This is a genomic window from Staphylococcus haemolyticus (assembly GCF_006094395.1).
Classification (GTDB): domain Bacteria; phylum Bacillota; class Bacilli; order Staphylococcales; family Staphylococcaceae; genus Staphylococcus; species Staphylococcus haemolyticus.
The window spans coordinates 2,267,428-2,284,162 of sequence record NZ_CP035291.1; the positions used below are offsets into that span (position 1 = coordinate 2,267,428).

A 16,735-nucleotide genomic window follows, 5' to 3' on the forward strand; every position below is an offset into this window, starting at 1 on the left:
GTTATAAAACAATTTTACCAAAATACTAATCTGTTCCTCACTTAAAAACAAAGCATAAATTTCAAAAACAGCTTTTTGTAACAATAAAAAGACTGGGACAATGAATATCATCCCAGACTAAAAATTCTATCTTCTATTTTAAATTATTTAATAGTGCCTAATTCTTTACCAACTTTTTCATAAGCAGCAATTGCTTTATCTAACATTTCTTTTGTATGTGCTGCTGTAGGCATGTTTCTTACACGACCTGTACCACGAGGTACTGTTGGGAATACGATAGATTTTACATATACGCCTTCATCTTTAAGACGTTTACTAAATTCTTGAGTTTCTTTTTCATCACCAATAATAACTGGTGTAATTGGTGTTTCTGATTCACCAGTATTGAATCCGAGTTTTTCTAAACCATCTTTTAAATATTTAGCGTTATCCCATAATTGATCGTGTAATTCAGTAGAAGCCATTAATTTTTTCACAGCTTCTGTAATTGCTTTTGTATCTCCAGGTGCTAAAGAAGTTGAGAATAAGAAGGGACGTGATTGAGCTTTTAACCAATCAATTAATTCTTTAGTTCCTGCTACGTAACCGCCAACTACACCGATAGCTTTAGAAAGTGTACCGATTTGGAAGTCAATTTTATCTTGTAAGCCAAAATGTTTAACCGTACCTGCACCTTTACCCATAACGCCTGAACCATGTGCATCATCAACATAAGTAATTAAACCGAATTCTTCAGCAATTTCAACGATTTCTGGTAATTTAGCAACGTCTCCATCCATACTGAATACACCATCAGTAATGTACATTACTTTATTATATTGACCAGATTCTACAGCTTCTTTTGCTTTAGCTCTTAAGTCATCCATATCTGAGTGGTTAACACGGATGATTTTAGCTTTAGATAGACGACAACCATCAATAATTGAAGCATGGTTTAATTCATCTGAAAGAATCGCATCGTTTTTGTTCATTACTGCTGAAATAGCTGCCATGTTACAGTTGAAACCTGATTGATAAGCGATAGCTGCTTCAGTACCTTTGAATTTAGCTAAAGTCTCTTCTAATTCATCGTGTAGGTCTAATGTACCGTTGATTGAACGTACAGCACCAGCACCAACACCGTGTGAATCGATAGCATGTTTAGCTGCAGATTTTAAATCTTCATTTGTCGCCAGTCCTAAGTAGTTGTTTGATGATAAGTTAATATATTGTTTCCCATTGATTGTGATTTCTGGACCATTAGCACCTTCAATAGAATCGATTTCGTTATATAATCCATTATCTTTTAAATATTGAATATTTTCTTCTAAGAAATTGTGTAGTGATTGAACCATATTCATATCCCCTTTGTATTTTTTATATCAACATAATCATAACTGATTTTCCTTCAACATGAAAGCACTATCATTCCAGTAAATTCAATATATTGCATATTCTTTACGTCATGTACAACTGTTCATACAACATGTATTTTTTACTTCATTTTTCAAAAAATAAATAATTAAACTATTGAGTTGTATTAGAATTTGATATACTAAAATTCATAATAATTAGGAAGAAGTGGTTAATGTGTTAGATTGGTTTCAATTAGCCAGTAATAAGGAAAATAGAATGATACAGATGCGCCGATATATGCATCAATATCCTGAACCTTCTTTCGAGGAAACTTGGACGCATAATTATATTCTAAATCAGCTCAGTCATCTTGATTGCGAGATCGAATCACCTATTGGCCGTAATGGCATTAAAGCAACGTTTAAAGGAAAAGAAAATGGCCCTACTGTGGCATTTCGCGCTGACTTTGATGCTTTGCCGGTACAAGAACTTAACGATGTACCTTATAAATCTAAAAATGATGGCTTTATGCATGCGTGTGGTCATGACGGACATACAGCTATTTTATTGGGTGTCGCTGAAATTGTACATGAACATCGCCATTTATTAAAAGGAAACGTGGTTTTTATCTTCCAATATGGTGAGGAAATTATGCCTGGTGGTTCTCAAGAAATGATTGATGATGGTTGCTTAAATGGTGTAGACAAAATTTATGGTACACATCTATGGAGTGGTTACCGTACTGGAACAATATATTCAAGACCTGGTGCTATTATGGCATCACCAGATGAATTCTCAGTTACAATCAAAGGTAAAGGTGGTCATGGTGCTAAACCACATGAAACCATTGATCCTATCGTTATTATGGCTGAGTTTATCCTAAGTGCGCAAAAGATCATATCTAGAACAATTGATCCTGTAAAAGAAGCAGTGCTCACATTCGGAATGATTCAAGCGGGATCATCGGATAGTGTTATTCCTGATAGTGCTTTTTGTAAAGGTACTGTGAGAACATTTGACACTGAACTTCAAACTCATATACAAAATAAAATGGATAAGTTATTACAAGGACTTGCGTTAGCAAACGACATAACTTATGACTTGGAATACATTCGTGGTTATTTACCTGTACATAATCATGTAAATGCATATGAAGTTGTTAAACAAGCAGCGAATGATTTACATTTACGTTTTAATGAATCTGAATTAATGATGATTGGTGAGGATTTCTCTCACTATTTAAAAGTACGTCCAGGTGCGTTTTTCTTAACTGGATGTGGTAATCCAGACAAAGGCATAACAGCGCCACATCATAATCCTCACTTTGATATAGATGAGTCTGCATTTAAATATGCGGCTAGTGAGTTTTTAAAAATTTTAGAAATTGAACAAGTATTTTAAAATTGAATAAATTTATTTAGATTCTGTATGTCTATGATTACTCTTACATTGAGTTGATCATAGGCATTTTTTATTAATTTAGAAAAGTGATCGACAAAGCATAATATGAAAACTAGAAATGAGATTAAAATGTAAATATGACATTTACAAAATAAAAAAAGACTCCCATTAAGGGAGTCTCATTTAGAAATAAGGAATAATTAAAATTATTCGATGATTTCAGTTACAACGCCTGATCCTACAGTACGTCCACCTTCACGGATTGAGAAACGAGTACCGTCTTCAATCGCGATAGGAGCGATTAATTCTACTGTCATTTCAACGTTGTCGCCAGGCATAACCATTTCAGTACCTTCTGGTAAGTTAACAACACCAGTTACGTCAGTAGTACGGAAATAGAATTGTGGACGATAGTTTGTGAAGAATGGAGTGTGACGTCCACCTTCGTCTTTAGATAAAACGTATACGTCTGCTTTAAATTTTGTGTGAGGTGTGATTGAACCTGGAGCAGCTAATACTTGACCACGTTGTACGTCTTCACGAGCAACACCACGTAATAATGCACCGATGTTGTCACCAGCTTCAGCGTAGTCTAATAATTTACGGAACATTTCTACACCAGTAACAGTTGTTTTAGAAGTGTCATGGATACCAATGATTTCAACTTCTTCACCAACTTTGATTTGCCCACGTTCAACACGGCCTGTAGCAACAGTACCACGACCAGTGATTGAGAATACGTCCTCAACTGGCATCATGAATGGTTTGTCAGAATCACGTTCTGGAGTTGGAATGTAGTCATCAACTGCTTGCATTAATTCTAAGATTTTTTCTTCGTATTGAGCATCGCCTTCTAAAGCTTTTAATGCTGAACCAGCGATTACAGGTACATCGTCACCTGGGAAGTCGTATTCAGATAATAAGTCACGTACTTCCATTTCAACTAATTCTAATAATTCTTCATCGTCAACCATGTCAACTTTATTTAAGAATACTACTAATGCTGGTACACCAACGTTACGTGATAAAAGAATGTGTTCACGAGTTTGTGGCATTGGACCGTCAGCAGCAGATACTACTAAGATACCGCCGTCCATTTGAGCAGCACCAGTAATCATGTTTTTAACATAGTCAGCGTGTCCTGGGCAGTCAACGTGAGCATAGTGACGTTTGTCAGTTTGATACTCGATGTGTGCAGTATTGATTGTGATACCACGTTCTTTTTCTTCTGGAGCGTTGTCAATCATGTCATATGATTGTGCTACAGTGTCACCATTTTTAGCTAATACAGTTGCGATAGCAGCTGTTAAAGTAGTTTTACCATGGTCAACGTGACCGATAGTACCAATATTGGCATGTTCTTTTGAGCGATCAAATTTTTCTTTTGCCATTATTAAATCTCTCCTATTCTAGTAAAAGTTATTTCAATATTATCTCTCATGATAGTTTCTCACCATCATGAGACATAATGATTGTTAGAATTCATAATTCATTTATAATGCATTTTCAGTAAAAAATCAATTCATAAAGATGTTAGCTTAATTAATAAGCTTACGCTGTATTTTACCTAGAAATTCTAGCTAAAACAAGTTTAATTATTCACCTTTATTTTTTTTGATGATATCATCAGCAATTGATTTTGGAACTTCTGCATAGTGATCGAAGTACATAGTGTAAGTACCGCGACCTTGAGTGTTAGAACGTAATGAAGTTGCGTAACCGAACATTTCTGAAAGTGGTACATAAGCGTTAACAACTTGTGCATTACCACGAGGTTCCATACCATCAACACGTCCACGACGAGCTGTTACGTCACCCATGATATCACCCATGTATTCTTCAGGCATTTCGATTGTTACTTTCATCATTGGTTCTAAGATAACTGGATCACATTTTTTAGCAGCTTCTTTAAGTGCTAATGATGCAGCAATTTTGAAGGCCATTTCAGATGAATCGACATCATGGTATGAACCATCAAATAATTTTGCTTTAACATCGATTAATGGATAACCAGCTAATACACCGTTTTCCATAGCATCTTTAAGACCAGCTTCAACTGATGGAATGTATTCACGAGGAACTACACCACCAACGATAGAGTTTTCGAATTCGAAACCTGCGCCAGTTTCGTTTGGTGTGAATTCAATGTGAACATCACCGTATTGACCACGACCACCAGATTGACGAGAGAATTTACCTTGAACTTGTGCAGATTGCTTGAACGTTTCACGATATGAAACCATTGGGGCACCTACATTACATTCAACGTTGAATTCTTTCTTCATACGGTCAACTAAGATGTCTAAGTGTAACTCACCCATACCACCGATGATAACTTGTCCAGTTTCTTCATCTGTGTGTGCATGGAAAGTAGGGTCTTCTTCTTGTAATTTAACTAAAGCTTGAGTCATTTTATCTTGGTCAGCTTTAGATTTTGGTTCTACTGATAAGTGGATAACTGGTTCAGGGAATTCCATTGATTCTAAGATAATGTCATTCTTTTCACCACATAATGTGTCACCAGTACCTGTATCTTTAAGACCAACTGCAGCAGCGATATCGCCTGAGTAAACAGTGTCGATTTCTTGACGTGAGTTAGCGTGCATTTGTAATAAACGACCTACACGTTCACGTTTGTCTTTAGTTGAGTTTTTAATGTAAGAACCTGATGTTAAAGTACCTGAATATACACGGAAGAAAGTTAATTTACCAACATAAGGGTCAGTCATAACTTTGAATGCTAATGCAGCGAATTCAGCTGAATCGTCTGGTTTAGCAATTACTTCTTCTTCAGGATTTTCAGCACGATGGCCTACGATTGGTTTAACATCTAAAGGTGATGGTAAGTAGTCAATTACTGCGTTCAGCATTAATTGAACACCTTTGTTTTTGAATGCTGTACCGCAAAGTACTGGGTAGAATTCTACGTCAGTAGTTGCTTGACGAATAGCATTTTTTAATTCTGCTACTGAAATTTCTTCATCACCAAGATATTTTTCCATTAATTCATCGTTAGTTTCTGCAACTGCTTCGATTAAATTAGAACGAGCTTCTTCTGCTCTTTCTTTGTGATCTTCAGGGATTTCAATTTCGTCAATTTCAGTACCTAAGTCATTAGTATATTTGAAGCATTTCATTTCTACTAAGTCAATGATAGCTTCAAATTCGTCTTCGGCACCAATTGGTAATTGGATAGGTGCAGCGTTAGCATCTAAACGATCATGTAATGTACTTACAGAATAGTCGAAGTTAGCGCCTAATTTATCCATTTTGTTTACGAATACGATACGAGGTACACCGTAAGTTGTAGCTTGACGCCAAACCGTTTCAGTTTGAGGTTCTACACCTGATTGAGCATCAAGTACAGTAACCGCACCATCAAGTACACGTAAAGAACGTTCAACCTCAACAGTGAAGTCTACGTGTCCTGGAGTATCGATAATGTTTACACGGTGGCCATCCCATTGAGCTGTTGTAGCAGCTGATGTGATTGTAATACCACGGTCTTGTTCTTGTTCCATCCAGTCCATTTGTGAAGCACCTTCGTGTGTTTCACCAATTTTGTGGATACGACCTGTATAGTAAAGAATACGTTCAGTCGTAGTTGTTTTACCAGCATCAATGTGAGCCATGATACCGATGTTACGAGTGTTTTTCAAAGAAAAGTCTCTAGCCATTGTTTTTCTCCTTCCAGTAATTACTGAATAAGTACTATTGAATATGGCGATGCCCTAAGCATGAGCCATCTTATTTGGTAAACCAATGTGACGGAACACACTCAGGGTTAAAGCTTTAATCTTACCAGCGGTAGTGAGCGAATGCTTTGTTCGCTTCAGCCATTTTGTGAGTGTCCTCACGTTTCTTAACGGCACCACCTGTATTATTAGCAGCATCTAAGATTTCGTTAGCTAAACGATCTTCCATAGTTTTTTCACCACGAAGACGAGCGTAGTTAACTAACCAACGTAATCCTAGAGTAGTACGACGTTCTGGGCGAACCTCAACTGGTACTTGGTAGTTTGAACCACCCACACGACGAGCTTTTACTTCTAATACTGGCATAATGTTGTTAATTGCTTCTTCAAATACTTCTAAAGCATCACGACCACTGCGTTGTTCTACAAGGTCAAATGCTGAATAAAGAATTCTTTGTGCTGTTCCGCGTTTACCATCTAACATGATTTTGTTGATCAATTTTGTAACTAATTTAGAGTTATGAATTGGATCTGGTAATACGTCTCTTTTAGGTACTGATCCTTTACGAGGCATAATTAAAATCCTCCCTTCCTATTATAGTATATTATTAAAAATTGAAATTAAAATTTACACAATCTTAAACTTAATTTTTAGGTTTTTTAGTTCCGTATAATGAACGGCCTTGTCTACGTCCGTCAACACCTGAAGTATCAAGTGCACCACGTACGATGTGGTAACGCACACCAGGTAAGTCTTTTACACGTCCACCACGTACAAGTACTACACTGTGTTCTTGTAAGTTATGGCCGATACCAGGGATGTATGCGTTGATTTCAATATTGTTTGATAAACGCACACGTGCATATTTACGTAACGCTGAGTTAGGTTTTTTAGGTGTCATAGTACCTACACGAGTACAAACACCACGTTTTTGAGGTGAATTTAAGTTAGTAAATTGTTTCTTTTTACTATTAAAACCTCTGTTTAAAGCTGGTGAATCTGATTTTTTAGATTTGCTTTGTCTAGGTTTACGTACTAATTGGTTAATAGTTGGCATTGAAATGTCCTCCTCTCTTCACTTTTTAATTCCACACATCCAGGTGGTTCATTTTTAGGTTAAATAAAATTTAGTAAGCAATACACTTACTAATTCTCATTCAATAACGCAACAATAGTCGCATTAACGTTAATACCTACATAACTACCTAAAGCATGCTTGCTTTGAAAATAAGTAATAGGTATATTTTTATGATTGATTAAACTAAATACGCGAGCTAACAAATGTACCTCAACGTCTTGAGCAATAATCAAAGATGCAACTTGATCTCTATTTAACGCTTTAAGCGTTTCTTTAAGACCAACTACATAGTGTTGTTTGTTAAAGCGTGCAACTTTTTCATTAGACATTAAAATATCCTCCAAAGTTCTGCTTGCATCAACCTTTACAATAATAACACTTAAATCAGCATTAAGTCAACATATTTTGCAGACTTTTTACTAATAATAAAAAATAAAGAACGAGAGCGAGACTATCATCTCAAAAGATTGATAAGTCCCGTCTCGTCAATATTGAAATAAATATGAATTCAGTTTTATTTCATTAATTATTCAATGATTTCTGCTTCTTCAGTTTCTGTAACTGGTGTTTCAGCTTTATCATATTTAACGTCACTATAACGTCTCATACCAGTACCAGCTGGAATTAACTTACCAATAATAACGTTTTCTTTAAGTCCAAGTAAGTCGTCGCGTTTACCTTTAATTGCTGCATCTGTAAGTACACGAGTTGTTTCTTGGAATGATGCTGCTGATAAGAAGCTTTCAGTTTCAAGAGACGCTTTTGTAATACCAAGCAATACTGGTTTAGCAGTTGCTGGACGTTTACGTTCTTTAAACGCTTCTCTGTTTGCATCTGTAAAGCTATGAATGTCAACCAATGAACCAGGTAATAACTTAGTATCACCAGCTTCGATGATTCTAACTTTACGTAACATTTGTCTTACCATTACTTCAACGTGTTTATCATCAATTTCTACACCTTGCATACGATAAACTTTTTGAACTTCTTTAAGTAAGTAACTTTCAGTCGCATTTAAACCAGCAACAGCTAGGAAGTTCTTAGGTTCGATTGAACCTTCAGTTAATACTTCACCACGTTCAACTGATTGACCGACTTCTACTTTTAATCTAGAAGTACCTGAAGCTAAGTAAGATCTTGTTTCATTAGCACCTTTAACAACAATTTCTTGTTGGCGATCTTTTGCTAATTTAATATCTTCAACGACACCTTCGATTTCAGTAATCACAGCTTGACCTTTTGGATTACGTGCTTCGAAGATCTCTTGAATACGTGGAAGACCTTGAGTGATATCGCTTCCTGCTACACCACCTGTATGGAATGTACGCATTGTAAGTTGGGTACCAGGTTCACCGATTGATTGAGCAGCGATTGTACCAACTGCTTCACCCACTTCAACTTTTTCACCAGTAGCAAGGTTTTTACCGTAACATTTTTCACAAACACCGTGACGTGTGTTACATGTAAATGCTGAGCGGATGTACATTTGTTCAATACCGGCATCAGTGATTTTCTTAGCGATTTCAGCAGTGATTAATTCGTCTGGACGGATGATGATTTCATCAGTTTCAGGATGACGAATTGTTTCTTTAGAATAACGTCCTTCAATACGTTCGATGAATGGTTCGATCATTTCTGCACCTTCTTTGATATCAGAAACTAGTAAGCCGCGGTCTGTGCCACAGTCTTCTTCACGAACAATAACGTCTTGAGCAACGTCAACAAGACGACGAGTAAGGTAACCAGAGTCAGCTGTTTTAAGGGCTGTATCGGCAAGACCTTTACGCGCACCGTGTGTAGAGATGAAGTATTCTAACACTGTTAAACCTTCACGGAATGAAGATGTGATTGGTAACTCAATAATTTTACCTGATGGTGCGGCCATTAAACCACGCATACCAGCTAATTGTGTAAAGTTAGATGCGTTACCACGTGCACCAGAATCACTCATCATGAAGATTGGGTTTGTTTTCTCAAGAGATTGCATTAATTCGCCTTGAATTTGATCTTTGGCATCTGTCCAAATTTCAACAACGGCATTATAACGTTCATCTTCAGTAATTAAACCACGATTAAATTGTTTAGATACACGTTCTACTAATTTTTCGTGCTCATCTAAAATGTCTTGTTTATCTGGAAGTACAACAATATCTGCTACACCAACAGTGATACCAGCTTTAGATGAGAATTTGAAACCTAAATCTTTCATACGGTCAAGCATCATAGATGTATCAGTGATACTGAATCTATTGAAGACTTCGGCAATAATATTACCTAAGAATTTTTTATTGAATGGTTCAATAAGTTCTTGTTCTTCAAAGTATGCTTTAAGTCCACCTTCACCCAATTGAGTTGAATCAATAAAGTATTTGTCAGGTGTTTTACCTTCAAGATTTGTTTGACTAGGTTCATTGATGAATGCGAATGAATCAGGAATGATTTCATTGAAAATCACTTTACCTACTGAAGTAGCTAAAATTTTGTTGTTTTGAGCTTCTGTGAATGTAGGGTTGTTAAATGATTTCGCATGTACACCAATACGAGTGTGTAAATGAACATAGCCATTTGCATAAGCTTTAAGCACTTCGTTTGTATCATTAAAGATAGTACCAGTGTTCATTGCATCTTTACGTTCTAATGTTAGGTAATAGTTACCTAATACCATATCTTGTGATGGTGTTACGACAGGTTTACCGTCTTTAGGGTTCAAGATGTTTTGAGCAGCTAACATTAACATACGTGCTTCAGCTTGTGCTTCTTTAGATAAAGGAACGTGAACGGCCATTTGGTCACCGTCAAAGTCCGCGTTGTAAGCTGTTGTTACAAGTGGGTGTAGACGGATAGCACGACCTTCAACTAATGTAGGTTCGAATGCTTGGATACCTAATCTGTGAAGAGTAGGTGCACGGTTAAGTAATACAGGGTGTTCTCTGATTACATCTTCCAATACGTCCCATACTTCATCGTCCATACGCTCAATTTTACTTTTAGCATTTTTGATGTTAGTAGCAATTTCACGTTGAACTAATTCCTTCATTACGAATGGCTTGAACAATTCAAGCGCCATTTCTTTAGGTAATCCACATTGATACATTTTTAAGCTTGGACCAACAGCGATAACTGAACGACCTGAATAGTCAACACGTTTACCAAGTAAGTTTTGACGGAAACGACCTTGTTTACCTTTCAACATATGTGAAAGTGATTTCAATGGTCTGTTACCTGGACCAGTAACTGGACGACCACGACGACCGTTATCGATTAATGCATCAACTGCTTCTTGCAACATACGTTTTTCGTTTTGAACGATGATGCCAGGAGCACCTAAGTCTAATAAACGTTTTAAACGATTATTACGGTTAATCACACGACGGTATAAATCATTTAAATCACTTGTTGCGAAACGTCCACCATCTAACTGAACCATTGGACGGATTTCAGGTGGAATAATTGGAAGTACGTCTAAAATCATCCACGCTGGATTATTACCAGAGTTTCTGAATGATTCAACAACTTCTAAACGTTTAATCGCACGTGTCAATCTTTGACCAGTTGCAGATTCTAATTCGTCACGCAATGATTTTAATTCTTCGTCTAAGTTAATTTCTTCTAATAGGTCTTTAATACCTTCAGCACCCATTTTAGCTACAAATTGACCTGGGTATTTATCGTAATATTCTCTGAATTCAGCTTCAGATAATAATGATTTTTTCTCTAAGCCTGTTGGACCTGGATCTACTACAACATATGAAGCGAAATAAATAACTTCTTCTAATGCTCTAGGAGACATGTCTAATAAAAGACCCATACGACTTGGAATACCTTTGAAATACCAAATATGTGAAACTGGAGCAGCTAATTCAATGTGTCCCATTCTTTCACGACGTACTTTAGATTTAATTACTTCTACACCACATCTGTCACAGACCATGCCTTTGTAGCGTACACGTTTGTACTTACCACAACTACATTCCCAGTCTTTTGTAGGTCCAAAAATTCTTTCACAGAAAAGACCATCTTTTTCTGGTTTCAATGTACGATAGTTGATTGTTTCTGGTTTTTTTACTTCACCGTATGACCATGAACGGATTTTTTCAGGTGAGGCTAAACCGATTTTCATATAATGGAAATTATTTACATCAATCAAGGAGCCTACCTCCTTCAATTTAGATTAGCTGTGCTATTTGATTGATTTACATCTGTTGAAACTAAAACAAGTCATATGATTGTAGGGAAGAAATCAGCAAGATTAGCTTATTTTAAGTTTAAATCGAACTGAGTTTCTAATCCCTTACTTTTTATAAGTTCAAATTCTAATTAGTCAGTAGTTTCTTTTTGAGTTTCAGGAACATCTTTTTGTTGTAAATCTACTTTGCGCTCAGTTGCATCTTCATCATCAACATCAGCCATTTCGATTTCATTATCTTGTTCATCCATAACTTTGACATCTAAACCTAAACTTTGTAGTTCTTTCATCAATACGCGGAATGATTCTGGAACACTTGGTCTAGAGATGTTTTCACCTTTAACGATAGCTTCGTAAGTTTTAACACGTCCTACTGTATCGTCAGATTTGTAAGTTAAGATTTCTTGTAATGTGTAAGCAGCACCGTATGCTTCTAGTGCCCATACCTCCATCTCACCGAAACGTTGTCCACCGAATTGTGCTTTACCACCAAGCGGTTGTTGTGTAACTAGTGAGTATGGACCAGTTGAACGAGCGTGTAATTTATCGTCAACCATGTGTGCAAGTTTAAGCATGTACATAACACCAACAGAAATACGATTATCGAATGGTTCACCAGTTCTACCATCGTATAAGACTGTTTTACCGTCACGAGCCATACCTGCTTCTTCGATTGTTGACCATACATCATCATCGTTCGCACCATCGAATACTGGAGATGCAACATGGATGCCTAAGTTTTTAGCAGCCATACCTAAGTGTAATTCTAATACTTGTCCGATGTTCATACGAGATGGTACACCAAGTGGGTTTAACATGATATCAATTGGACGTCCATCTGGTAAGTAAGGCATATCTTCTTCAGGCACAATCTTAGAGATAACCCCTTTGTTACCATGACGACCACACATTTTGTCCCCAACATGGATTTTACGTTTTTGTACGATGTATACACGTACTAATTGGTTAACGCCTGGAGATAAAGTATCATCGCCTTCTTCACGGTTAAATACTTTAACATCTAGAACGATGCCACCAGCTCCGTGAGGTACACGTAATGATGTATCACGTACTTCACGTGCTTTTTCACCGAAGATAGCGTGTAATAATCTTTCTTCAGCTGTTAATTCAGTCACACCTTTAGGCGTTACTTTACCTACTAAGATGTCACCGTCTTTAACTTCAGCACCAACGTAGACAATACCACGATCATCTAAGTTTTTAAGTGCATTTTCTGAAACATTTGGAATATCACGAGTGATTTCTTCAGGTCCTAGTTTAGTATCACGAGCTTCTGATTCATACTCTTCAATATGAATTGAAGTATAAACGTCATCTTTAACTAGACGTTCACTCATAATAACAGCATCCTCATAGTTGTAACCGTCCCAAGTCATGAAACCAACGACAACGTTACGACCTAATGCCATTTCACCTAATTCCATTGATGGTCCGTCAGCTAAAATTTCATTATACTCAACGACATCGCCAACTGAAACAATTGGACGTTGGTTGTAACAAGTACCAGTGTTTGAACGTTTGAATTTAGCTAATGGATAACGATCTAATTCACCTTCATGTTCAGTACCGTTTTCTTCTACTAAACGACGAACTAAGATTTCTTTAGATTCAACATGTTCAACGCGACCTCTATATTTAGCTGTAATTGCAGCGCCTGAGTCACGTGCAGCAACATGTTCCATACCTGTACCAACAAATGGTGCTTCTGTGTTCATCAATGGTACTGCTTGACGTTGCATGTTTGCACCCATTAATGCACGGTTAGAGTCATCATTTTCAAGGAAAGGAATACATGCTGTCGCAGCTGAAACTACTTGTTTAGGAGATACGTCCATGTAGTCCATTTTCTCTTTAGCCATAACTGTGTTATTACCACGGAAACGACATACGACTTCATCATCTAAGAAACGACCATTTTCATCTAAGCGAGAGTTCGCTTGGGCAACTACATAGCTATCTTCTTCATCAGCAGTTAAGTAGTCGATTTGATCTGTAATAGAGTTAGTGTCTAAGTCTACTTTACGATATGGTGTTTCAATGAAACCAAATTCATTCACACGTGCATAACTTGATAATGAGTTAATCAAACCAATGTTTGGTCCCTCTGGAGTCTCGATCGGACACATACGACCATAGTGAGAGTAGTGAACGTCACGTACTTCCATTTGAGCACGTTCACGTGTTAAACCACCAGGTCCTAATGCAGAAAGACGACGTTTATGTGTTAACTCAGCTAATGGGTTAGCTTGGTCCATGAATTGTGATAATTGAGAGCTACCGAAGAACTCTTTAATTGACGCAATAACCGGACGGATATTAATTAATTGTTGTGGTGTGATAGAGTCTGTATCTTGAATTGACATTCTTTCACGTACAACACGTTCCATTCTTGATAAACCGATACGGAATTGGTTTTGTAATAATTCACCAACTGAACGTAAACGACGGTTTCCTAAGTGGTCAATATCGTCTGTGTAACCAATGCCATTTAACAAGTTAAAGAAATAACTCATTGAAGCAATGATATCTGCTGGTGTAATACATTTAACTTCTGAATCTGGTAACGCATTACCGATTACAGTAGTCGTACGACCTTCTTCATCATTTGGTACGTAAACTTTGATTGATTGAATCTCAACAGGTTCATCAATAACTGTACCTTCTAATTCAAACACTTCACTATTAGCATTTGTTTCTAAAACTTCCATAATTTCGTCTAATTTGCGACGGTCTAGAACTGTACCTTCTTCGGCAACAATTTCACCAGTTTCGCTATTAACGATTGGTTCTGCTAATCTTTGATTAAATAAGCGGTGTTTTAAGTGTAATTTTTTATTAGCTTTGTAACGACCAACACTTGCTAAATCATAACGTTTAGGGTCGAAAAAGCGTGAATAAAGTAAACTTTTCGCATTTTCAACTGTTGGTGGCTCACCAGGACGTAAACGTTCGTATATTTCTAATAATGCTTGCTCAGTATTTTCAGTGCCATCTTTTTCAAGCGTATTACGTAAATATTCACTGTCTCCTAATAAATCAATAATTTCTTGATCGTTTGAGAAGCCTAAAGCACGTAATAATACTGTTAATGGTAATTTACGTGTTCTATCAATACGTACATAAACTACATCTTTAGCATCTGTTTCATATTCTAACCATGCACCACGGTTAGGGATAATTGTCGCATCATAGTTTTCACGACCGTTTTTGTCAATTTTCTCATTGAAATAAACGGATGGTGAACGTACTAATTGAGACACGATTACACGTTCTGCACCATTGATTACGAATGTACCTGTATCTGTCATTAATGGGAAGTCACCCATAAATACTTCTTGTTCTTTAACTTCGCCAGTTTCTTTGATTATTAGACGTACTTTAACACGAAGAGGTGCAGCATAAGTAGCGTCACGGTTTTTTGATTCTTCTAAATCATATTTTGGTTCACCTAATCGATAATCTACAAATTCTAAAGAAAGGTTACCTGTGAAATCTTCAATTGGAGAAATATCACGGAACATTTCTAATAAACCTTCTTTTAGGAACCAGTCGTAAGATTTAGTTTGAATTTCTATTAAGTTTGGTAATTCTAATACTTCTGAAATTCTCGCATAATTTCTACGTTTACGATGTCTTCCATATTGGACAACTTGACCTGCCAAACAGATTCACCCCTCAAATATTGTGTGATGAACCAATACGCGTAAAAATCGTATAACAAGACAAAAAGAAAACGGCAACACAGTTGATGACACCATTTTCGATTCTACATTTATTCTTGTTTATCGTACTCTTTTCGCGTAAAAGTACACACTTATTGAACATAAATTTTTACATTTTATAACTATATCAGAATACAACTTTGAAATCAACCTTTTCGGCTTTTCAATATATAGTATCCTTTATTCTTGTTAACAACTTCGACATTATTGAAAATTTCTTCCATTTTCTTTTTAGCAGAAGGCATACCTTGTTTCTTTTGAATCACAACGTACAACTCACCTTGTGAATTTAACTGTTGATATGCTTCTTCAAAAATACGATGAACAACTTCTTTGCCAGCTCTAATGGGAGGATTGGTTAGTACATAATCAAAATGACTATCCTTTAGTTGTGATAAACCATCACTTTCTTTGATAATGACGTTATCAATTTGATTTGCTTTTTTATTCTTTTCAGCAAGATTTAACGCACGCTTATTCACATCAACCATAGTAATTTGATGATGTGGTGAAACTTTTGCAATCATTAATCCTATCGGACCATACCCACATCCAACATCAGCAATCGTCTTACTTGGTCCAGGAGGATGCTCGTTTAAAAATGTTTGTACTAACGTATCTGATCCAAAATCTACTTGTGCTTTTGAGAACACACCTGCATCTGTAGTTAAATTTAATTGATGGGAATGATAATGATATTGAATGACTCTTTCATCACTTTGTACATCTGGATTTTCATCATAATAGTGTCCCATAACGTCACCTCTTTTTTCATTGTTCATCTTTATTTTACTAGAAAATGAAGTAAAAACCCCGTTATCGTGATAACGGGGTTTTAATTTCTCAAAGAATTCAGGTTAGTTCTGATAATGTATTATTAATACATTAAAAACACATAACCTTCGATATTAAGTTAAGATACTAGAATTATTTTAATTCTACAGTAGCTCCAACTTCTTCTAATTGTTCTTTAAGTTTTTCAGCTTCTTCTTTAGCAACGCCTTCTTTGATTACTTTAGGAGCGTTATCTACTAATTCTTTAGCATCTTTTAAGCCTAAACCAGTTGCTTCTTTAACTGCTTTAACAACTTTGATTTTTGAAGATCCAGCTGAAGTTAACTCAACGTCAAATTCAGTTTTTTCTGCTGCTGCGTCTCCGCCACCAGCTGCACCAGCTGCTGCTACAGGAGCTGCTGCTGTTACACCAAATTCTTCTTCAATTGCTTTTACTAAATCGTTTAATTCTAATACTGACATTTCTTTAATTGCTTCAATGATTTGTTCTTGATTAGCCAT

11 protein-coding genes are annotated in these 16,735 nt (G+C 36.4%); 1 reads left to right on the forward strand and 10 read right to left on the reverse strand.

Annotation, left to right across the window (positions count from 1 at the left end; translation table 11 throughout):
• Positions 1–143: 143 nt before the first annotated feature.
• A complete protein-coding gene (locus tag EQ029_RS10960) occupies positions 144–1,334 on the reverse strand; it encodes a glycine C-acetyltransferase (RefSeq protein WP_033079549.1) in 1,191 nt (396 codons plus the stop codon).
• A gap of 235 nt (positions 1,335–1,569) precedes the next feature.
• Here EQ029_RS10960 and EQ029_RS10965 point away from each other — a divergent pair, with 235 nt between their 5' ends.
• Positions 1,570–2,736: a M20 family metallopeptidase gene (locus EQ029_RS10965; RefSeq protein ID WP_011276712.1), complete on the forward strand. Its 1,167-nt coding sequence runs from the start codon at positions 1,570–1,572 to the stop codon at positions 2,734–2,736.
• A gap of 206 nt (positions 2,737–2,942) precedes the next feature.
• Here the strand turns inward: EQ029_RS10965 and tuf are convergent, their stop codons facing one another.
• The 9 genes from tuf to rplL form a co-directional block, all read right to left on the reverse strand.
• Positions 2,943–4,127 carry an elongation factor Tu gene (gene tuf / locus EQ029_RS10970; RefSeq protein WP_011276713.1) on the reverse strand — a complete coding sequence of 395 codons (1,185 nt, stop codon included), beginning with the start codon at positions 4,125–4,127 and terminating at the stop codon, positions 2,943–2,945.
• A gap of 204 nt (positions 4,128–4,331) precedes the next feature.
• Positions 4,332–6,413: an elongation factor G gene (gene fusA, locus EQ029_RS10975; RefSeq protein ID WP_011276714.1), complete on the reverse strand. Its 2,082-nt coding sequence runs from the start codon at positions 6,411–6,413 to the stop codon at positions 4,332–4,334.
• 121 nt (positions 6,414–6,534) lie between these two features.
• A complete protein-coding gene (rpsG, locus tag EQ029_RS10980; protein WP_001137495.1) occupies positions 6,535–7,005 on the reverse strand; it encodes a 30S ribosomal protein S7 in 471 nt (156 codons plus the stop codon).
• A gap of 70 nt (positions 7,006–7,075) precedes the next feature.
• A complete protein-coding gene (rpsL, locus tag EQ029_RS10985; protein ID WP_016931318.1) occupies positions 7,076–7,489 on the reverse strand; it encodes a 30S ribosomal protein S12 in 414 nt (137 codons plus the stop codon).
• Between the two features lie 89 nt (positions 7,490–7,578).
• The gene (locus EQ029_RS10990; RefSeq protein WP_011276716.1) at positions 7,579–7,839 is read right to left on the reverse strand and encodes a ribosomal L7Ae/L30e/S12e/Gadd45 family protein; all 261 of its coding nucleotides are present in this window, start codon (positions 7,837–7,839) and stop codon (positions 7,579–7,581) included.
• Between the two features lie 197 nt (positions 7,840–8,036).
• A complete protein-coding gene (rpoC, locus tag EQ029_RS10995; RefSeq protein ID WP_170177299.1) occupies positions 8,037–11,630 on the reverse strand; it encodes a DNA-directed RNA polymerase subunit beta' in 3,594 nt (1,197 codons plus the stop codon).
• A 197-nt stretch (positions 11,631–11,827) separates the two neighbouring features.
• The gene (gene rpoB, locus EQ029_RS11000) at positions 11,828–15,379 is read right to left on the reverse strand and encodes a DNA-directed RNA polymerase subunit beta (protein ID WP_011276718.1); all 3,552 of its coding nucleotides are present in this window, start codon (positions 15,377–15,379) and stop codon (positions 11,828–11,830) included.
• Positions 15,380–15,585: 206 nt separating this feature from the next.
• A complete protein-coding gene (locus EQ029_RS11005) occupies positions 15,586–16,194 on the reverse strand; it encodes a class I SAM-dependent methyltransferase (RefSeq protein WP_011276719.1) in 609 nt (202 codons plus the stop codon).
• A 172-nt stretch (positions 16,195–16,366) separates the two neighbouring features.
• Entirely contained in the window at positions 16,367–16,735 is a 369-nt protein-coding gene (gene rplL / locus EQ029_RS11010; protein WP_011276720.1) for a 50S ribosomal protein L7/L12, read from the reverse strand.